This is a genomic window from Lentzea sp. NPDC004789 (assembly GCF_053601075.1).
Window position 1 is genome coordinate 153592 of sequence record NZ_JBSGBE010000002.1, and the last position, 18495, is coordinate 172086.

General features: G+C 70.7%; 16 protein-coding genes. 11 read left to right on the forward strand and 5 right to left on the reverse strand.

The annotated features are described in order from the left end of the window. Positions 1–672, forward strand: a complete 672-nt coding sequence (locus tag ACWEIJ_RS04865) for a transporter substrate-binding domain-containing protein (protein WP_449835845.1) — start codon at positions 1–3, stop codon at positions 670–672. On the opposite strand, the gene ACWEIJ_RS04870 is transcribed toward ACWEIJ_RS04865, so the two are convergent. After that, positions 658–1965 carry a nucleobase:cation symporter-2 family protein gene (locus ACWEIJ_RS04870; RefSeq protein ID WP_449835846.1) on the reverse strand — a complete coding sequence of 436 codons (1308 nt, stop codon included), beginning with the start codon at positions 1963–1965 and terminating at the stop codon, positions 658–660. The genes ACWEIJ_RS04865 and ACWEIJ_RS04870 overlap by 15 nt on opposite strands. A gap of 323 nt (positions 1966–2288) precedes the next feature. Between ACWEIJ_RS04870 and ACWEIJ_RS04875 the strand changes: the two genes are divergently transcribed. Further along, positions 2289–4973, forward strand: coding sequence for an AfsR/SARP family transcriptional regulator (locus ACWEIJ_RS04875; protein ID WP_449835847.1), 2685 nt, complete (start codon positions 2289–2291; stop codon positions 4971–4973). Positions 4974–5057: 84 nt separating this feature from the next. Here the strand turns inward: ACWEIJ_RS04875 and ACWEIJ_RS04880 are convergent, their stop codons facing one another. After that, positions 5058–6545, reverse strand: a complete 1488-nt coding sequence (locus ACWEIJ_RS04880; protein ID WP_449835848.1) for a chitinase — start codon at positions 6543–6545, stop codon at positions 5058–5060. Between the two features lie 99 nt (positions 6546–6644). On the opposite strand from ACWEIJ_RS04880, the gene ACWEIJ_RS04885 reads away from it, so the two are divergent. Then, on the forward strand, positions 6645–7409 hold the full coding sequence (locus tag ACWEIJ_RS04885) for an alpha/beta fold hydrolase (protein WP_449835849.1): 765 nt from the start codon (positions 6645–6647) through the stop codon (positions 7407–7409). On the opposite strand, the gene ACWEIJ_RS04890 is transcribed toward ACWEIJ_RS04885, so the two are convergent. Further along, a complete protein-coding gene (locus tag ACWEIJ_RS04890; protein WP_449835850.1) occupies positions 7399–8229 on the reverse strand; it encodes an oxygenase MpaB family protein in 831 nt (276 codons plus the stop codon). The genes ACWEIJ_RS04885 and ACWEIJ_RS04890 overlap by 11 nt on opposite strands. Positions 8230–8295: 66 nt before the next feature. Then, positions 8296–11184: an alpha-L-fucosidase gene (locus ACWEIJ_RS04895; RefSeq protein ID WP_449835851.1), complete on the reverse strand. Its 2889-nt coding sequence runs from the start codon at positions 11182–11184 to the stop codon at positions 8296–8298. Positions 11185–11387: 203 nt separating this feature from the next. On the opposite strand from ACWEIJ_RS04895, the gene ACWEIJ_RS04900 reads away from it, so the two are divergent. Next, positions 11388–12263: a DUF4231 domain-containing protein gene (locus ACWEIJ_RS04900; protein WP_449835852.1), complete on the forward strand. Its 876-nt coding sequence runs from the start codon at positions 11388–11390 to the stop codon at positions 12261–12263. 13 nt (positions 12264–12276) lie between these two features. Here the strand turns inward: ACWEIJ_RS04900 and ACWEIJ_RS04905 are convergent, their stop codons facing one another. Next, positions 12277–12663 carry a hypothetical protein gene (locus ACWEIJ_RS04905; protein WP_449835853.1) on the reverse strand — a complete coding sequence of 129 codons (387 nt, stop codon included), beginning with the start codon at positions 12661–12663 and terminating at the stop codon, positions 12277–12279. Between the two features lie 30 nt (positions 12664–12693). Here ACWEIJ_RS04905 and ACWEIJ_RS04910 point away from each other — a divergent pair, with 30 nt between their 5' ends. Genes ACWEIJ_RS04910 through ACWEIJ_RS04940 form a run of 7 tightly spaced genes read left to right on the forward strand, consistent with a single transcriptional unit; the run spans position 12694 to position 18490 of the window. Continuing rightward, positions 12694–13239 (forward strand): helix-turn-helix domain-containing protein, encoded by a 546-nt coding sequence (locus ACWEIJ_RS04910; protein ID WP_449835854.1) that lies wholly within the window; start codon positions 12694–12696, stop codon positions 13237–13239. A 27-nt stretch (positions 13240–13266) separates the two neighbouring features. After that, positions 13267–14346, forward strand: a complete 1080-nt coding sequence (locus ACWEIJ_RS04915) for an NAD(P)/FAD-dependent oxidoreductase (RefSeq protein ID WP_449835855.1) — start codon at positions 13267–13269, stop codon at positions 14344–14346. Further along, positions 14343–14525, forward strand: a complete 183-nt coding sequence (locus ACWEIJ_RS04920; RefSeq protein WP_449835856.1) for a 2Fe-2S iron-sulfur cluster-binding protein — start codon at positions 14343–14345, stop codon at positions 14523–14525. The genes ACWEIJ_RS04915 and ACWEIJ_RS04920 overlap by 4 nt, the downstream gene beginning before the upstream one ends. Beyond that, a complete protein-coding gene (locus ACWEIJ_RS04925) occupies positions 14522–15709 on the forward strand; it encodes an FAD-dependent oxidoreductase (protein ID WP_449835857.1) in 1188 nt (395 codons plus the stop codon). The genes ACWEIJ_RS04920 and ACWEIJ_RS04925 overlap by 4 nt, the downstream gene beginning before the upstream one ends. 2 nt (positions 15710–15711) lie before the next feature. Then, entirely contained in the window at positions 15712–16620 is a 909-nt protein-coding gene (locus ACWEIJ_RS04930; protein WP_449835858.1) for a dihydrodipicolinate synthase family protein, read from the forward strand. Further along, positions 16617–17609, forward strand: a complete 993-nt coding sequence (locus ACWEIJ_RS04935) for a proline racemase family protein (protein ID WP_449835859.1) — start codon at positions 16617–16619, stop codon at positions 17607–17609. Before ACWEIJ_RS04930 ends, ACWEIJ_RS04935 begins: the two co-directional genes overlap by 4 nt. Before the next feature lie 17 nt (positions 17610–17626). Next, positions 17627–18490 (forward strand): hypothetical protein, encoded by an 864-nt coding sequence (locus tag ACWEIJ_RS04940; protein WP_449835860.1) that lies wholly within the window; start codon positions 17627–17629, stop codon positions 18488–18490. Positions 18491–18495: the final 5 nt, after the last annotated feature.

Sequence of the window (18495 nt, forward strand, 5' to 3'; positions counted from 1 at the left end):
ATGAACGTTGCCGAGGACCTGGCCCCGACGGGCGTGCTGCGGGCGTCGATCAACCTGGGGAACCCCGTGCTGGCACGGGGAACGCCCGACGAGCCGGCCGGGGTCACGGTGGACCTCGCGCGGGAGATCGCCGCCCGCCTCGGCCTGCCCGTGGAGTTCGTGTGCTTCGACGCGGCGCGCAAGTCGTTCGAGGCGATGAAGGACGGGCGGGCCGACATCTGCTTCCTCGCGATCGAGCCCGCCCGTGAGTCGGAGGTCGCGTTCACCGAGCCGTACGTGGTGATCGAGGGCGTGTTCGCGGTGCCGGTGGGCTCCCCGATCACCGCGGTCGCCGACGTCGACCGGCCCGGCGTGCGGATCGGCGTGAAGCAGGGCTCGGCCTACGACCTGTACCTCACGCGGACGCTGCGGCACGCGACCGTCGTGCGCGGCGACGAAGGCGTCGACGTCTTCCGCGAGCAGGAGCTCGACGTGGCGGCCGGGATCCGCGAGCCGATGACCGCGTTCGTGGCGGCGAACGACGACGTGCGGTTGCTCGGCGACCGGTTCATGGAGATCCGGCAGGCGGTCGGCACGACGAAGTCCCGCACGCCCGAGACCGTGCGGTTCCTCAGCGACACCGTCGCCGAGCTGCGCGACAACGGGTTCGTCGCCAAGTCACTCGGCCGCTGACCGCGTGTGGTTGAACAGCAGGTTGAGCACGAACGCGGTCAGCGCCGCGCTGGTGATGGCGCTGCCCGCGATCACCTGGGCCCACGCGGGGAACGAGTGGTAGATCTTCGGCGCCACCACCGGCAGCAGCCCGACGCCGATCGTCACGGCGATGATCAGCAGGTTCCCGGTGTTCTCGAAGTCGGCCGCGCGCAGGATCCCGATGCCCAGCGCGGCGACGGTCGCGAACATGACCAGCCCGGCCGCGCCGACCACGGGACCGGGCAGGGCCGCGACGACCTCGCCGAGCTTCGGGATCAGGCCCAGCAGCACCAGGATCCCGCCCGCGACCGCCGTGACGTACCGGCTGCGCACCCTGGTGATGCCGATCAGCCCGACGTTCTGCCCGAAGGCGGTGTCCAGGAACCCGTTCATGATCCCGCCGAGCACCCCGGACACGCCCTCGGCCGCGAGCCCGCGCGCCAGGTCGCGTGACGTGACCGGCCGCCCGGTCATCTCGCCGACCGCGAGCATGGAGGCGGTCGACTCGGTGAAGGTCACCAGCATCACCACGCACATGGACACCACGGCCGCCAACGGGAACTGCGGCGCGCCGAAGTGGAACGGCTGCGCGATGCCGAGCCACGCGGCGCCGCCCACGTTCGAGAAGTCGGTCATGCCGAGGAAGATCGCCGCGATCGTGCCGCCGACCAGGCCGATCAGCACGCCGAGCTGCCGGACGAGCCCGCGCGTGAACCGTCCGACGAGCACGATCACCAGCACGATCCCGAACGCCAGCGCCAGCCTCGGCGGCGAGGCGTAGTCCGGCGCCGACTCCCGGCCGGTGATCAGCCCCGCGCCGACCCCGATCAGCGACAGCCCGATCACCGTGATCACCGACCCGGTCACGACGGGCGGGAAGAACCGGACGGCCCGCGCGAACGGCACCGCGACCAGGACGCCGAACACCCCGGCCGCGAGCATCGACCCGTAGACGGCCTGCACGCCGTACTGCCCGGCGATCAGGATCATCGGCGTCACGGCCGTGAACGTCGCACCGGCCACGACCGGCAGCCGCACGCCCAGAACGGTGCCGATGCCGAGCGCCTGCAACAACGTGATCAGGCCCGCCACCACCAGGTCGGCGTTCACCAGCAGCCCGATGGTGTGGGTGTCGAGGCCCGCGGCGGCACCGAACACGAGCGGCACGGTGACGCAGCCGGTGTACATGGCCAGAACGTGCTGCAAACCGAGCAACCCGAGGCGCGCGGGTGGCAGCACCTCGTCGACCGGATGCTTCAGGGCGGTCTCCATGGACCCTTCGTAGCGCTGCTTCGTTGCGGTGGCGTCACGTGGACGAGAAGTCGCCCGCTCAGCGGTACGGGAGGTAAGGGTGGTGGCCCGGCGCAGTCTGGGGGACCCGACCGGGCCACCGGCAAAGTTGGCCGACGTGCGCGGTGACTTTCACACGCCGGCCGGGTTCTTGGGGGAACCGGACCCGGCAACTGCGCCGACCCCCTGTTCCCGGGTTTCGGGTCCCGGCGGCGCAGGTACCGGATCTGGGTACAAAGATGTCAGGCGGCGCGCACAGATTTCGCCCAGGCGCCGCACAGACTGCGTTGAGGAGAGATGCGCCGGTGGAGTTCCTGTTGCTCGGCTCGCTGACCGTGCGGCGGACGGGCACACCGCTGGAGCTGGGCGGGCCCCGGCAGCGAGCGGTGCTCACGATGCTGTTGCTGCACGCCAACCAGGCGGTCAGCGTCGCACAGCTGACCCAGGCGGTCTGGGACGCGCCGCCCGTTTCGCCCGAGTCGAACCTTCGCACCTATGTCGCGGGACTGCGCAAGGTGCTCGGCGAACGGCTGCTCACCCGGCCCGGCCACGGCTACCAGCTCGTCGTCGAACCGGGCGAGCTCGACCTCGACGAGTTCGACGCGCTGGTGCGTCAGGGCGAGGAGGCGCTGGAGGAGGCCGACGTCGAGGCCGCGGCGGAACTGTTCGCCCAGGCGCTCGCGAAGTGGCAGGGCGTGCCGACCGCGGAGCTGAGCGCGGGACCGTTGCTGCGCGCGGAGTTCACGCGGTTGCAGGAACGCCGGCTGACGGCGGTCGAGCGGTACGCCAAGGCGGCGCTGGAGCTGGGCCGGTTCGACGACGTGATCGACCGGCTGCGGCTGGAGACGGCGCAGCACCCGTTGCGCGAGGAGCTGTGGGCGCAGCTGATGCTGGCGCTGGACCGTTCCGGCCGTCGCGGCGAGGCCCTGGAGGCCTATGCGACCGTGCGCAGGCACGTGGTCGAGCAGGTCGGGGTCGAACCGGGCGCGCGGTTGCGGCAGCTGCAGCAGGTGATCCTGGAGAGCCGGGCGCCCTCGCCCGCCGCGTTGAACGCGCACCGCCAGCTGCCGATGGACATCGCCGAGTTCACCGGGCGCGAGGCCGAGCTGCGCAGGCTGTGCGAGCCGGGGTCGCAGACGACCGTGGTGATCTCCGCGATCGAGGGCATGGCCGGGGTCGGCAAGACGAAACTGGCCGTGCGGGCGGCACATCGGCTCGTGCAGCGGTACCCGGACGTGCAGCTGTGGGCCGACCTGCACGGGTTCGACGCGGACGAGCTGCCCGCGGACCCGGCTGCCGTGCTGGAGAGCTTCCTGCGCCTGCTGGGCGTGCCCGGCGGGCAGATCCCCGAGTCGCTGGAGGCGCGGGCCGCGCTGTACCGCGACCGGCTGGCGGGCAAACGGGCGTTGGTGCTGCTGGACAACGCGGCGGGCGAGGACCAGGTGCGGCCGTTGCTGCCGGGCAGCGCGTCGTGCCTGGTGCTGATCACCAGCCGTCGCACGCTGCTGCGGCTCGACGGGGTGAAGTCGCTGTCCCTGGACGTCTTCACGCCCGGCGAGGCGATCGCGTTGCTGGCGCGGATCGCCGGCTCCGACCGCATCGACGCCGACCAGGAGGCCGCGCACCGGGTCGCGGAGCTGTGCGGGCACCTGCCGATCGCGGTCGCGCTGGCCGCGAAACGCCTCGCCCGCCGTCCACAGTGGACGGTGTGGGACCTGGTGGCGCAGCTGGAACGAGGCGGTGGTCTCGGCGCGCGAGGCGTCTTCGACCTCTCCTACCAGGCGTTGCCGGACAACCAGCGCCGATTATTCCGGCTGCTCGGCCTGCACCCCGGCGAGGACGTCACCGCCGAGTCCGCCGCCGCACTGGCCGGGCTGACCGCGTACGAGACCGAGGACCTGCTGGAGACGTTGCTCGACGAACACCTGCTGCAGCAGCACACGCCCGGCCGCTACGGGCTGCACGACCTGTTGCGCGCGTACGCCGTCGAGCAGGTCATGGCCGCGGAACCGCCGCCCGCACGCGATCTGGCGCGGCGGCGAGTGCTGGACTGGTACCTGCACACGTCGTGGCACAACGTGCGGCAGCTCAACCCCCAGCGCAAGCTGGAGATCGCCACCGCGGACCCGGCCGTGCACCCGCGCACGTTCGCCGACCGCGACGCCGCACTGCTGTGGTGCGACACGGAACGCGCGAACCTGGTGGCCGCCATCCGCGACGCCGCCGAGCACGGCCTGCCGGAGCACTGCTGGAGCCTGTCCCAATGCCTGTGGGACTTCTTCAACCTGCGCAAGCACTGGGCGGACTGGATCGACACGCACGGCGTCGCGCTGGCCGCGGCCAGGTCGGTGGGCGACCGCAGCGCCGAGGGACGGATGCTGATCACCCTCGGCATCGGGCTGCGCGAGATCCGGCGCCACGACGAGGCGATCGAGTGCTACCGGCAGGCGCTGGCGATCTTCCGCGCGACCGGCGACAAGTCGCGGCAGGAGCCGACGCTGAACAACCTCGGCATCGTCTACATGGTGCAGGGCCGGGTCGACGAGGCCTTGTCTTGCTACGAGCAGTCCGCCGAGATCGCCCGCGAGCTCGGCAACCTGCACTCGGAAGCCGTGACGCTCAACAACATCGGCCTGCTGCACGCCGACGCCGGCCGGTTCGACGCCGCGCTGGACACGTACCTGCGGGCGCTGAAGATCCGGCAGGAGATCAGGGACCCGTACAGCGAGGCCATCCTGCTCAACAACATCGGCGAGGTGTACCGGGGGCTGGCCGACTTCCCGCAGGCCGTGTCGTACGTCGAACGCGCGCTGGAGACGTTCCGCGCGATCGGCGACCTCTACGGGCAGGCCGAGGCGCTGGACAACCTGGGGCTGGCGCTGGACGGCCTCGGCGACCGGCGGGGCGCGGAGAAGTGCTGGCTGGAGTCCGCGACGTTGTTCGAGGAACTGGGCGAGCCCAAGGCCGACGAGGTGCGGAAGCGCCTCTGAGCACCTGGACCGCCTGCGCTCGATGAAGGGCGCCTTCATCGATCTCAAGTGGATCAAGGCGCCCTTCATCGACGTCGAACACAGTCACCTGGGCAGGTATGCCCGGTGCTGCTTGGAGAACTCGTAGTTGTTGTACTTGTCCCAGTTGATCGACCACGTCATGAGGCCGCGCAGGTTCGGGTAAACGCCCTTCGGCTTGTAGCTGCCGCAGTTCGACCCCTTGGTGAGGCAGTCCAGCGCGGTGTGGACGTCCGCGACGGAGGTGAAGCCGTTGCCCGCGTACTGCGCGGCGGGCAGCCCGATCGCGACCTGGTCCTGGCGCAACGGCGCGAACACCTTCGACGTGTCACCGCGCACCGGGAACCCGGCGAGCACCATGTCGGTCATCGCGACGTGGAAGTCCGCGCCGCCCATGTTGTGGTACTGGTTGTCCAGGCCCATCACGGGTCCGGAGTTGTAGTCCTGCACGTGCAGCAACGTCAGGTCGTTGCGCATCGCGTCGATCACCGGCAGGTACGCACCCGTGCGCGCGTCGCCGCCGCCCGCACCGCCGTAGAACTGGTAGCCGACCTGCACGAAGAACGTCTCCGGCGCCATCGTGAGCACGAAACCGGCGCCGTAGCGGGACTTCAGCGACTTCAGCGCCGAGATCAGGTTCACGATCACCGGGGTGGTCGGGTTCTTGAAGTCGACGTCACCGGCGTCGAGCGACAACGAGTGGCCCTCGAAGTCGACGTCGAGGCCGTTCAGGCCGTACTTGTCGATGATCGCGCCGACCGACCGCACGAACGCGTCCCGTGCCGCCGCGGTCTCCAGCCGCACCTGGCCGTTCTGGCCGCCGATGGAGATCAGCACCTTCTTGCCCTTGGCCTGCTGGGCCCGGATGCCCGCGCTGAAGTCGGCCTCGGACTCGACGTTCGGGCACTCCGCCACCGGGCACCGCGCGAACCGCAGCTCACCGGACGTGGCGCTGGTGGGCTCGGCGAACGCGAGGTCGATGACGTCCCACTCGTCCGGCACGTCCGCCATCCGGATGTACCCGGAACCGTTGGCGAAGCTGGCGTGCAGGTAACCGACGAGCACCTTGCGCGGCAACGATCCCGTGGGAGGCGGTCCGGTCGTGGTGGTCGTGGTCGTGGTCGTCGTCGTGGTCGTAGTGGTCGTGGTAGTGGTCGTCGGGGGCGTTCCACCGGTGCAGGCCGCGCCGTTGATCGTGCAGTTCGACGGGTCGGCGCTGCCGGAGGCGTTGTAGCCGAACGTGACGCTGGCACCGGGCGCGACCGAGCCGTTGTACTCGCGGTTGACGAACGTGTGGTGGTTGCCGCTCTTGGTGAGCAGCGAGTCCCAGTAGGCACCGACGGTGGTGGAGGCCGGGTAGTCGAACTCGACCTTCCAGGAGCTGATGGCCGAACTGGTCTCGTTCTTGATCGTCACCGTGGCGGTGTACCCGGTGTCCCAGGACTGCTTGGCGAACGTCGCCGTGACACCGGCGGCGTTGGCGGGGGCGAGGCTCACGATCACGGTGCCGAGCACGAGTGCGGCCACCGCGCCGATCCGAGCTGACAACTGCATGGGTTGCTCCATCCCTCACAGGTGGCGGCCGGCAGGGGGTTCCCGGGAGAATTGGACTAGACCATCTACCCCGGCGTCAAGGTCTTAGACTGTCCAGTCGTGCCCCACGCTCGTGCTGCCGACGGAACCGCGCTCTTCTACTCGGTCGAGGGTTCGGGGCCGCCGCTGTTGCTCATCGCGGGCCAGTCGAACTCGTCCCGCTGGTGGTCGCAGGTCGCGCCGATGTTCGCCGGGCGGTTCACCACGATCGTCACCGACCACCGCGGCACCGGTTCCAGCGACAAGCCCGAATCCCCTTACAGCACCCGGCAGTTCGCGTCGGACTGCGTCGCGATCCTCGACGACGCGGGCATCGGCAGGGCGCACGTCTACGGCACCTCGATGGGCGGCCGGATCGCGCAGTGGATCGCCGCGGCGCACGGCGACCGCGTCGACCGGCTGGTGCTCGGCTGCACCTCCCCCGGCGGGCCGCACGCGATCGAACGCAGCGCCGAGGTGCGCAGGTCGCTGGCGCAGGTCGACCCGATGAAGGCGCGCCGGGCGTTGGAGGCGCTGATGTACACGCCGGCGTACAAAGGCCCGTTCAGCACGCTCGGCGACCCGTCGATGCCGCCCTACGCGCGCAAGCTGCACCTGTTCGCGAGCGCCGAGCACGACGCGTGGGACGTGCTGCCCTCGATCACCGCACCCACGCTCGTGGTGCACGGGACGGAAGACATCTTCAACCCCACCGCCAACGCTCCCCTGATCACGGCGAGGATTCCCGGCGCGCGCATGCACCTCATCGAGGGCGCGCGGCACGGCTACTTCGAGGAGTTCCGCGACACGGCCACCCCGCTCGTGATGGACTTCCTCAGCCCGTGACCCACCGCAGGCCGCGCATCAGCGCGTGGCCCGCGAACCGCACCCCGGTGGCCTCGGTGATCGGCAGGTACGGCAGCCGCAGCGGAATCCGCGCCCACACCGGCAGGCTCGCGACCGCGGTGGCGGCCAGAATCGCGTACGGCCCCTTCGCGAGCACCGGCAAGGGAGCCTTGAGCAGCAGGAACCGTGCCGCTTCCCGTGCCTCGGGCGTGCCTTTCAGCTCGGCCCGGTAGGAGTCCAGCCGGGCGTCCAGCGCGGCGACCGTGCGCGGCGGGTCCGGCACGCCCATCGCGTCGGCGATCACGGCCATGTCGGCGACGTACCCGTCGTAGTCGTCGAGGGGTTTCTCGCCGTACTTGCGGTGGCAGCGCAGGAAGCTGTCGACCTCGGCCACGTGCACCCAGGTCAGCAGGTGCGGGTCGGCCGCGCGGTACGGCCTGCCGTCCGGCGCGGTGCCGTGGATGAACGAGTGCACGCGCGCGAGCCGCTCGATCGCCGCGTGCGCGTCCTCGGCCGAACCGTAGGTGGTCACGCCGACGAACAGGCTCGTGCGCTGCAACCGTCCCCACGGATCGGTGCGGTAGTCGGAGTGCTGCGCGACCGCCGCCATCGCGAGCGGGTGCAACGACTGCAGCAGCAACGCCCGCAGCCCGCCGATGAACATGGCGTGATCGGCGTGCACGTGCCGGATGGGCCGGTCGTCGGCGAACAGGCGCGGACCGGGCGCGTCGTGGATCCGCCGCGCGTGCTTCTCGCGCTCGGGACCCGCGACCTTCTCGAACAGACCGTCGCTCAGCTGCCGCCGCAGTGCCTCCAGCATCCACCCATGATGCGACGCGGTGGCTGAGAACGGCACCCCGCTCGCGCAGGGTGCCGTTCAGCGAGGTCAGCCGATCGCGATCTGGTCCAGATCCGGTGCGCCCGCGGTGTCGTTGCCGAACTTCAGCGTGTTCGCGCCGGCGTTCAGCGTCACCGGGAGCTCCGCCACGTACGGGGTGCTGTTGCCGACGCCGTCCAGCTTGAGCTCGACAGGCGCTCCCCCGTTCACGGAGATGAAGTACGAGCGCGGCCCGTTCACCGTGAACTGGACGAACAGCCGGTACGCGCCCGCGGCGGGCACCACGACGTTCGGGAAGGTGACCGACGCGTCCGGGCCGCCGCCGATGTTGCGCACCTTCTCCCCGCCCGAGCACGGCCCGCAGCCGGTCAGCCCGGTGCTGCCGAACAGGTTCGCCGAGTCCTCCGCCTCCCGCACGAACACGCGGTCCGCGGGCCTGGTCCGCACCGCCACCGCACCCGACACCTTGCGGTCGGAGCCGAGCAGCTGGAACGACGCGTTGACCGGGATGCTGACCGAGCCCACGTCCTGCCCGGCCGGCGACACCGCGGTCCACACGCCCTCCAGCACCCCGGCCAGCCGCATCGACGCACGGGTGGCGGGCGAGCCGGTCAGCGCCCACCCGGCGGGCAGCACCGGTGCCAGTGAGACGTTGTCGATCTGGTCGTCGGCGTCGAGCCGCAGCCGTGCGGTGATCTTCACGGACTGCTGACCGGGCGCAACCCATTGCACGCCATGGGGTTCCACGGTCAGGGTGGTCTTCGGCGTGTAGGTCGACGGCGGCAGGCCGCCGACCGAGATGCGGTCCAGGCCGAGCGGCTTGCCCGTGCCGAACACGCGGACGGTGTTGCGGCCCGCGTTCAACGGCACCGCGAGCGACGTCGGATCCGGCACGTCGGCGCGGTCCTTCGGCACCGCGGCGGAAACCGGCGCCGCGCCGTTCACCGACACCGAGACCGACGACGCCTCCGCGGCCGTCAACGCCAGCTGAAGGTCGTAGGTCCCCGCCGCGGCAACGGAGACATCGCGGAAGGTCACGGCGTTGCCCTCACCGCCGCCCAGCCCGCTCACCTGACGCTGACCGGAACAGGCCTCGCAGAACGAGCTGCGCGCCGCGCCCGACCGTGCCGCGTCCTCGGCCTCCAGGACGCCCTCCCGCGCCGACCGCGGATAGCCGTGGCCGACCCGGATCTCGTCGATCTTCAGCTCCTTGAAGAAGACCGGCGCCTGCGGGCCGCTCCACGTGTTGAGCACGGTCAGCCGGAGCCACCGCGCGTTCGTCGCGCCGACGTCGATGAACTGGGTGCCGCGCGCGGAAGGCAGGGCGCCCGAACGCACGTGCCACCAGTCGCGGCCGTCGTCGGACGCCGTCAGCTGGTAGTCCTTGATCCGCGACGAGTCCTCGGGACGGCCGAACGACACGCGGGCGTGCGTCGGTGACGACTCCCGCTGGTTGATCGCGAGGAACGAGACCTCCTTGCGGCGCCCCAGGTCCAGCGAGATCGAGACGGGCTGGGCGGCGTTGGCGTCCCAGTAGTTCTCGTAGCTGCCGTCGGTGAGGTTCGCGGCGGGGAAACCGTCCTTCGACGACGTCGCGTACGCCTTCACGCCGTCGTAGAAACCCTGCTGCCCACGGGTCTCCACGGTGAACACGGTGTCGTACTCGTCCCAGTCGGTGATGCCCTCGATCGTCAGGTACCCGGCCGACTGCGAGAACCGCATCCGCTTGCCGGTGCGCAGATCGGTGACACCGGAGACGCGATACCCGTTGTCGCGCAACCGGACGAAGTCCGCGCGCGGGCGGGTGACCACGTGCACGTACTGCTTGCCGTTGGACGGGTTGATGGTGATGACGCCGTGCGCACCGTCGTTCCAGAAGCCGGGCTGCATGCCGCCGTACAGGTAGCCGCCGCCCTCGACCCCCTGGATCGACTCGCGGATCGGCGGCACCCACGTGGACATGAAGTTGTTGTAGGCCTCCTGCTGCGCGGGCATCCTGCCGTTGACCATCGGCGTCTCGGCCATCAGCGACTTGATCGAGGAGCCCGCGTTGGCGATGTAGCGGCCGACGTTCAGGCGGGTGTCGACGGCGGAGTCACCGCCGCTGTACCACCAGTCGCCGGTGGTGGGCAGCTTGTAGCAGGCCTCGGTCAGGCGCGGCATCGGCGTGAACGTCGCGGCCGGGTAGTCGTAGGACGGGAACATGCCGGTCTTCTGCTCGTTCGAGACCGTGTCCATGATCGGCGTGTCCTCGTTGTTGTTGCTCAACAACCAGGTGGGCTGGAGCTGCCGGATCTGCTCGTAGAGCTTGTTGCGCTCCCAGTACTCGTTGTCGTTGTCGATCCAGAACCCGGCGAGGTCGCTGTAGTTCTTCATGACCTCGAAGAAGAGGTCGTAGCTGTACTTGCCGAAGCCCTCGCGAGTGGTGAGGTCGACCTTCTCGCCCCGGTAGGCGGAGTAGGCGGCCGAGTCGAGCATCTCCACGCCCTGCTCGGCGTGCCACTGCGGGTCGTCGGTCATGTACAGCATGACCTTGACGCCCTTGGCCTTGCCCGCCGCGACGAGCTCGCCGAGCAGGTCGCGTTGCGTCGCGCAGCTGCCGGGGATCTTCGACGGCCACGGGCGCGCGTAGCCGAGCCGGGAGTGGAACGTCGCCAGCACGACGTAGGAGGCGCCGAGCTTGCGCGCCTCGTCGATCCAGTAGTCGGGGGTCCACCCTCCGCCGGTGACGTCGCGCTCCCACTCGGCGCAGTTCAGGTGCTTCGGGGCGGTGAACATGCCCCAGTGCAGGAACAGGCCGGCGGTGGACTTGCGCAGCCACTCCTGTCTCGGGTGTCGCAGCTCGGCCTGCGCCGGTACCGACGCGGCCACGTTGATGAGGCCGGCGAGCAGCGCGGCCACCAAGGCCACGCAGATACGTCGTAGTGCCATGACCATCGCTTTTCTCGTCGGGGCGGCGGCGAGAGATCCGATGATTACAACCGGAAGTACGCGGGTCAAGCCTTCGTTACGCCTGGGTTGCCGGGACTCATCGGAGCTGTCCAGATCTGGCTGACAGCGGGCCTTCTCGGCTGTCCGAGTGAACGCCACCACCGGGCTGCGAGATCTCCTCTCCGCGGGCGACCGAAGCGTGGTAACACATGGCCATGATCGAAGCGGACTTCCCGGCGATCTTCCACGACGCTGACGGCATCGCGGTGCGAGGCCAGCGGCTGACGTTCCGGCTGAGCCGGTTGCGGCTGGTCAGCGCCGTGATCGCGGCGCTCGGCGGCGCACTGAGCTGGAAGGTCGGCAAGTTCGACCTGTGGGCGCTGGTGGCCCTGTGCGGTTTTCTGGCGGCGCTGTTCGCGGAGATCCTGCTGTGGACCCAGCGCCCGGAGCGCGACTGGACCACGGGCCGCACGATCGCCGAGGACGTCAAGTCGCTCGCGTGGCGGTTCTCGGTGAGCGGCCACCCGTTCCCGGCGACGATGCCGCTGCCGCAAGCCAGGAAGCTGTTCGGGCAACGGGTCAACGAGATCGTGGCGCGCGACGGCGTCGAGATCACGTTCCACAGCGTGAGCCGGCAGACGACCCAGCGGATGGCCGAGCTGCGGGCCAGGCCGTTGGAGGAACGCCGGCAGGTCTACCTCGACGAGCGGATCCGCAACCAGCAGGAGTGGTACGCGGCCAGCGCCCGCCTGCACCAGGACCGCGCGAACCGGCTGCGCGCCCTGCTGCTGGCCGGTGAGCTGATCGCGATCGTGCTGGCGGCGGGCAGGGGGTTCGGCGTGTGGGACGCCGACATCTCCGGGGTGATGGCGGCGATCGTCGCGAGCGGCGCCGCGTGGCTCGGGTTGCGGCAGCACGAGAAGCTGCGCCTCACGTACTCGATCGCGGCCAACAGCCTGGCCTCCGTGTCCGACCAGCTCGCCGACGTCCCCGAGGAGGAGTGGGCGGGCGCCGTGATGGACGCGGAGGACAACTTCCGCAAGGAGAACAGCACGTGGACGGTGTCCCAGCCGAACGCCGCCTGAGACACCGTTCCGGCTACGCCAGCGCTTCGACCACTCGGGCGACCATCTCCTTCTCGGACGCGGCCACCTCGCCGTCCGCGCCCGCCACCGATCGGACCATCTCCGTCACCGCGCCCCGGAAGACCGGGACCTCACGCGGGTCGTGCGCGTCGATGATCCGCACGGCCTCCTTCAGCGCGGCGAGCACGCCCTCCTCCACATCGGACGCCGACCCCTCGGGCAGCGTGGGCGGGGCGGCGGCGATCACGGCGCGCAGGTCGTCGGGCAGCAGGGTCATGGCCCTGATGCCCGCGTGGCTCTCCTCGTCGACCGAGCCGGGGTCCGCCGTGGACACCAGCACCATGGCACCGAAAACGGCCGTGCGGAGGGTCTGCCCCTCCGCCTCCGTGTACGCAGTCATGGGCGCAAGCCTATGCAACGATCAGTGGCTATGAGTGCGGGTCAGGTGCTCGGCGCCAACATCAGGGCGTTCCGGGAGCAGCGCGGGTTGTCCCTGTCGGAACTCGCGCGGCGGTCGTCCATCGCGAAGGGCACGCTGTCCCAGCTGGAGAGCGGCGCGGGCAACCCGACGATCGAGACGGTGTTCAGTTTGTCGAACGCTCTGGACGTGCCGGTATCGGAGCTGGTGACCGAGCGGACGCCGCCGGACGTCCTGCTGGTGCGGGCCGCGGACGTCGAGGTGCTCAGCAGCAACGCCGTCGACCTGCGGCTGATGCGGCGGATGGACATCGCCGGCACCGTCCTGGAGATCTACGACCAGCGCATCCGGCCGGGGGCCACGCAGACCAGCGAAGGTCATCCCGGCAAGGAGCACGTGCTGGTGACGAGCGGCCGGCTGCGGGTGGGGCCGGCCGAGGGGCCCTACGAGCTCGGACCGGGCGACTACGTGTGCTTCCCCGGTTCGGTCCCGCACCTGTACGAGACGGTCGGAGGTGAGGTCAGCTCGGTACTGGTGCTGGAGTACCCGAGGCACTAACGTTCATTCTATTGAACGGAGGTGGCGATGCGCCCGGACGTCGTGGTGGTGGGAGCGGGCATCATCGGAGCCGCGTGCGCGCAGGCCCTGACCGCGCGCGGGCTCGACGTCGTCGTCCTCGACCGCCGCGGACCGGCGTCGGGCACCAGCGCGGCCGGTGAGGGCAACGTCCTGGTCAGCGACAAGGAGCCCGGGCCGGAGCTCGAACTCGCGAAGGCGAGCCGGGAGCTGTGGCCGTCGCTCGCCCAAGACGCCGAGTGGGAGGAGAAGGGCGGCCTGGTCGTCGCCACGACCGCCGAGGCGGCCGAGCCGCTCAGGGCCTTCGCCGCGAAGCAGCGCGCGGCGGGCATCGACGCCTGCGAGCTCACCGCGGCCGAGGCCCTGACCCACGAACCGCACCTCAACCCGGAGATCACCGCCGCGGTCCACTACCTGCAGGACGCGCAGCTCAACCCGGTCAAGGCGACGAAGGCCCTGCTGCGCGGCATCAGGGTCATCGGCGCCGAGGTGTCCACGACGGACGGCCGCTCGGTCACCACGTCCGACGGCGTGATCAGCTGCGGCGCGGTCGTCGACGCCGCCGGCCCGTGGGCGCGGCACTTCGGCGTCAACGTGCTGCCCCGGCGCGGCGTCGTGCTGGTCACCACCCCGATCCCCGGCACGATCCGGCACAAGGTCTACGACGCGGACTACGTCGGCGCGGTCGCGAGCGACGACGCCGACCTGCAGACGTCCGGCGTCGTCGAGTCGACCCAGGCCGGCACGGTGCTGATCGGGTCGAGCCGGCAGCGCAAGGGCTTCGACGACACGATCGAGAGCGAGGTGCTGAAAGCGTTGGCGCGCAAAGCGATCGCACTCTTCCCGATGCTGGCCCAGGTACCCGTCATGCGCGCGTACGGCGGCTTCCGCCCGTACGCGCCGGACCACCTGCCGATCATCGGTGCGGACCCGCGCACCCCCGGACTCTGGCACGCCACCGGTCACGAGGGCGCGGGCGTCGGCCTGGCCCCCGCCACCGGGCGCCTGCTCGCCGAGCTGCTCACCGGCGCCACCCCGCACGTCGATCCGCATCCGTTCCGCGTCGACCGGCCGGAGGTGATGGTGTGAAGGTCACGTTCAACGGCCGGCAGCGCGAGGTCGCGCACGTCGCGGAGTTGCTGCCGGGACGGTTCTTCTGCGGCATCGGGGTGTGCTTCGGCTGCGTCGCGGAGATCAACGGCGTGCCCGAGGTCCGCGCGTGCCGCCACCGGCTGCGCGACGGCGACGTGATCAGGACCCGCTCATGAGGGTCGTCGTCGTGGGTGCGGGTCCGGCCGGGATGGCCGCCGCGAGGACCGCCGCCGACGCGGGCGCGCAGGTGACGATGGTCGACGCCGAACCGGACGCGGGCGGCCAGTACCTGCGCGGGCGAGCCAGGTTCGAGCACGCCGGAGTCACGCACCTCAAGAACACGGAGGCCTGGCTCGTGGAGAACCGGACCCTCCACCTGCGCGGACCACGACAGCTCGGCTTCGACGCGCTGGTCGTCGCGACCGGCGCCTACGACCGCGCGCTGCCGTTCCCCGGCTGGGACGGCCCCGGCGTGATCACCGCGGGCGCCGCCCAGGCGCTGGCCAAGCAGGGCGTCACCCTCGCCGAACGCGTGATCGTCACGGGCACCGGCCCGTTCCTGCTGCCCGTCGCGACGGCCCTGCGGGACCTCGGCGCCACCCTCGTCGGCGTCTACGAGGCGAACTCGCCGCTCGCCTGGGCCCGCGAGGCGAGCGCCGTGCTGGCCAACCGCCACAAGATCGGTGAGCTCGCGGGCTACCGCAAAGCGTTGACACACCTGGAGACCCGCACCGCGGTCGTCGCCAAGCACGGCGACCGGGTCACCGTCGCGAAGCTCGACCGCCACTGGCGCCCGGTCAGCCACCGCACCGAGCACGCCGACCTCGTCTGCGTCGGGTACGGGTTCCTCCCCCGCACCGACCTCGTGCCGGAGGCCAAGCGCACCAACGACTTCCTCGACGTCGACGACCGCCAGCAGACCTCCGTCGCGTGCGTCTACGCGGCCGGTGAGGTGACCGGCATCGGCGGCGCGGACCTGGCCGAGGCCGAGGGAGTCGTCGCCGGAGCCGCCGCGGCAGGCCGGGAACCGCCGTCCGACGCCGTGCGGGCCGTCCGCCGGGGGCGCCTGTTCGCCCAAGCCCTGGCCAGGGCGCACGCGATCGGGCCGGGCTGGCGGACGTGGCCGGCCCCGGACACGACGGTCTGCCGCTGCGAGAAGGTCAGTCTCGCCGATCTCACCGACGCCACCGGCATGCGCGAGCTCAAGCTCACCAGCCGCGTCGCGATGGGCCGCTGCCAGGGCCGCGTCTGCGCCCGCAACGCGGCCGAGCTGACCGGCGTCCCGTTCGACGGCCAGCGCCGCGTGATCGCGGTCCCGATCCCCCTCGGCGAACTCGCCGCCCTCCCGGAGGAGAAGTAGTCATGACCGAACGCCTGGACGGCGTCATCGTCGCCACCGCGCTTCCCTACGCGGAAGACCCGAAGGCCCCCGCGGGACTGCGCCCGGACCTGGACAAGCTCGCCGAGCACTGCCAGTGGGTCGTCGAGAACGGCTGCCGCGGCGTGGGCCCCAACGGCTCGCTCGGCGAGTACTCCTCGCTGACCGACACCGAGCGCCGCCAGGTCGCCCAGACCGCCATCGCGGCCGTGAAAGGTCGCGGCATTGCGGTGATCGGCGTGCACGGCGTGGGCGCGCACCAGGCCCGTCACTGGGCCGAACTGGCGGCCGAGGACGGCGCGGACGGCGTGCTCTGCCTGCCGCCCACGATGTACCGGGCGAACCGGGGCGAGGTCGTGCACCACTTCCGCGAGGTCGCCAAGGCCGGCCTGCCGATCATGGTCTACAACAACCCGATCGACACCAAGGTCGACCTCACCCCCGGCCTGATCGCCGAGCTGGGCCAGATCGAGCACGTGGTGGCGGTGAAGGAGTTCTCCGGCGACGTCCGCCGCGTGCTGGAGATCAAGGCCGCGGCCCCGCACCTCACCGTCGTGGCGGGCGCCGACGACGTCGTGCTGGAAAGCCTGCTGATGGGCGCCACCGGCTGGTTCGCGGGCTACCCCAACGTGTTCCCCGCCGAGTGCACCGAGCTGTTCGAGCTGGCGCTGCTGGGCAAGCTCGCCGAGGCACGGACGTTGTACGAACGCCTCGTGCCCGCGTTCCGCTGGGACTCGCGCACCGAGTTCGTGCAGGCCATCAAGCACTCCATGGACTTCGTCGGCCGCTACGGCGGTCCGTGCCGGCCGCCGCGGGGACCGCTCAGCCCCGAGCAGCGCGCCCAGGTCGACGCCGACATGAAGCTGGCTACCCAAAAATTGGACACGGTATGACGTTCGCCAAGTACTTCAGCGCGGTCGACTCGCACACCGAGGGCATGCCGACCCGGGTGATCACCGGCGGTGTCGGGGTGATCCCAGGCGAGACCATGGCCGACAAGCGGCTGAACTTCATCTCCGACCACGACCACATCCGCAAGTTGCTGGTCGACGAACCGCGCGGCCACGCGGCGATGAGCGGCGCGATCCTGCAGCCGCCGACCCGCCCGGACGCCGACTGGGGCGTGCTCTACATCGAGGTGTCGGGCTGTCTGCCGATGTGCGGGCACGGCACCATCGGCGTGGCGACGGTCCTGGTCGAGACCGGCATGGTCGAGGTGACCGAACCCGTCACGACGGTCCGGCTCGACACCCCGGCCGGGCTCGTGCTGGCCGACTACGACACCCGCACGAAGCTCGTGACGATCCGCAACGTCCCGGCGTACGCCCACGAGCTGGACGCCGTGGTCGACGTGCCGGGACTGGGCGAGGTCCGCTACGACATGGCGTACGGCGGCAACTTCTACGCCATCCTGCCGCTCGCCGATCTCGGCATCCCGTTCGACCGGGCGGAGAAGGACCGCATCCTGGCCGCGGGTCTGGACATCATGGACCGGATCAACGCCACGAACCGCCCCGTGCACCCGGTGGACGCGGCGATCAGCGGCTGCAAGCACGTCCAGTTCACCGCGCCCGGCCACGACGGCGCCCACTCGCGCAACGCGATGGCGATCCACCCCGGCTGGTTCGACCGTTCCCCCTGCGGCACAGGCACTTGCGCCCGGATGGCCCAGCTGCACGCGCGCGGCGAGCTCGGCATCGGCGCGGACTTCGTCAACGAGTCGTTCATCGGCACCAGGTTCATCGGCCGGTTGCTCGAAGAGGTACCGCTCGGTGACCGCACGGCGGTGGTGCCCACTGTGTCCGGTCGCGCGTGGATCACCGGGATGGGCCAGTACCTGCTCGACCCCACCGATCCGTTCCCGGAGGGGTTCTCGCTCTAGTCGTTACGCTCAGTGCCGTGACCACGCCCAGTCTGGAAGCGCTGCTGCGCATCGGACCGTTCCACTCGGCACTGCGCGCGGCCATCCGCCGCCGCGGCCTCACCCTGGAACGGCTGCGATTGCGCCTGGCGCAGCAGGACGTGGCGGTGGCGCTGTCGACGTTGAGCGACTGGCAGCAGGGCAGGGTGCGGCCGATCTCCCCGAAGTCGCTGCGCGCGGTCTCGGTGCTGGAGGAACTGCTGGAGGTGCCGTCCCGGTCACTGCTGGGCCTGCTGGAGCACACCGGCCCGAGCGGCTGGCCGGACGTCGTCCCCGGCATGATGCCCGGCTTCAACACCTACGACCTGGAGATCGTCTCCCGCCACGACAGGGTTTTCGTCGACGCCGACCGGCACGCGTCCCGCGTCCACGTGCAGGTGGTCGGCCGCGCACGCCACGACGGCGTCGACCGCTTCTACGCCCACTACTACTGCGACGACTCCGTGCGCACTTCAGAAGTCGTGCACGAACCCGTCCGCAACTGCCGGACCGGCCGGTCCGCGCGCAACGAGGCCGAACACGTGACCGTCGAGGAGCTGCTGTTCGACCGGTCGCTGAAGGCGGGCGAGACGTGGGTGTTCGAGTTCGCCGTCCACGACCCGACGCGGCTCGACAGCTTCGAGTACGCGCACGGCGTGCGGTGCTTCATGGCGCAGAGCCTGATCGAGGTGCATTTCCACCCGGCCGCGCTGCCCGCCGACCCGCACGTCTACCTGCAGGACTGGCAGGAGTCCGAGCCGCACCGCACGATCGACCTCGCGCTGGACCACACGAACTCGGTGCACCACTTCGAGACCGACGTGTCGGTGAACTGGGTCGGCGTCCGCTGGAAGTGGGCCTGAAAGCT

What these genes read in the sequence shown, in the direction of transcription:
- ACWEIJ_RS04890 (WP_449835850.1), bottom strand. Translation starts at nt 8,229, where the DNA reads ATGCTGGAGGCACTGCGGCGGCAGCTGAGCGACGGTCTGTTCGAGAAG.
- ACWEIJ_RS04880 (WP_449835848.1), bottom strand. Translation starts at nt 6,545, where the DNA reads ATGCAGTTGTCAGCTCGGATCGGCGCGGTGGCCGCACTCGTGCTCGGC.
- ACWEIJ_RS04905 (WP_449835853.1), bottom strand. Translation starts at nt 12,663, where the DNA reads ATGACTGCGTACACGGAGGCGGAGGGGCAGACCCTCCGCACGGCCGTT.
- ACWEIJ_RS04935 (WP_449835859.1), top strand. Translation starts at nt 16,617, where the DNA reads ATGACGTTCGCCAAGTACTTCAGCGCGGTCGACTCGCACACCGAGGGC.
- ACWEIJ_RS04910 (WP_449835854.1), top strand. Translation starts at nt 12,694, where the DNA reads ATGAGTGCGGGTCAGGTGCTCGGCGCCAACATCAGGGCGTTCCGGGAG.
- ACWEIJ_RS04895 (WP_449835851.1), bottom strand. Translation starts at nt 11,184, where the DNA reads ATGGTCATGGCACTACGACGTATCTGCGTGGCCTTGGTGGCCGCGCTG.
- ACWEIJ_RS04870 (WP_449835846.1), bottom strand. Translation starts at nt 1,965, where the DNA reads ATGGAGACCGCCCTGAAGCATCCGGTCGACGAGGTGCTGCCACCCGCG.
- ACWEIJ_RS04900 (WP_449835852.1), top strand. Translation starts at nt 11,388, where the DNA reads ATGGCCATGATCGAAGCGGACTTCCCGGCGATCTTCCACGACGCTGAC.
- ACWEIJ_RS04915 (WP_449835855.1), top strand. Translation starts at nt 13,267, where the DNA reads ATGCGCCCGGACGTCGTGGTGGTGGGAGCGGGCATCATCGGAGCCGCG.
- ACWEIJ_RS04925 (WP_449835857.1), top strand. Translation starts at nt 14,522, where the DNA reads ATGAGGGTCGTCGTCGTGGGTGCGGGTCCGGCCGGGATGGCCGCCGCG.
- ACWEIJ_RS04930 (WP_449835858.1), top strand. Translation starts at nt 15,712, where the DNA reads ATGACCGAACGCCTGGACGGCGTCATCGTCGCCACCGCGCTTCCCTAC.
- ACWEIJ_RS04865 (WP_449835845.1), top strand. Translation starts at nt 1, where the DNA reads ATGAACGTTGCCGAGGACCTGGCCCCGACGGGCGTGCTGCGGGCGTCG.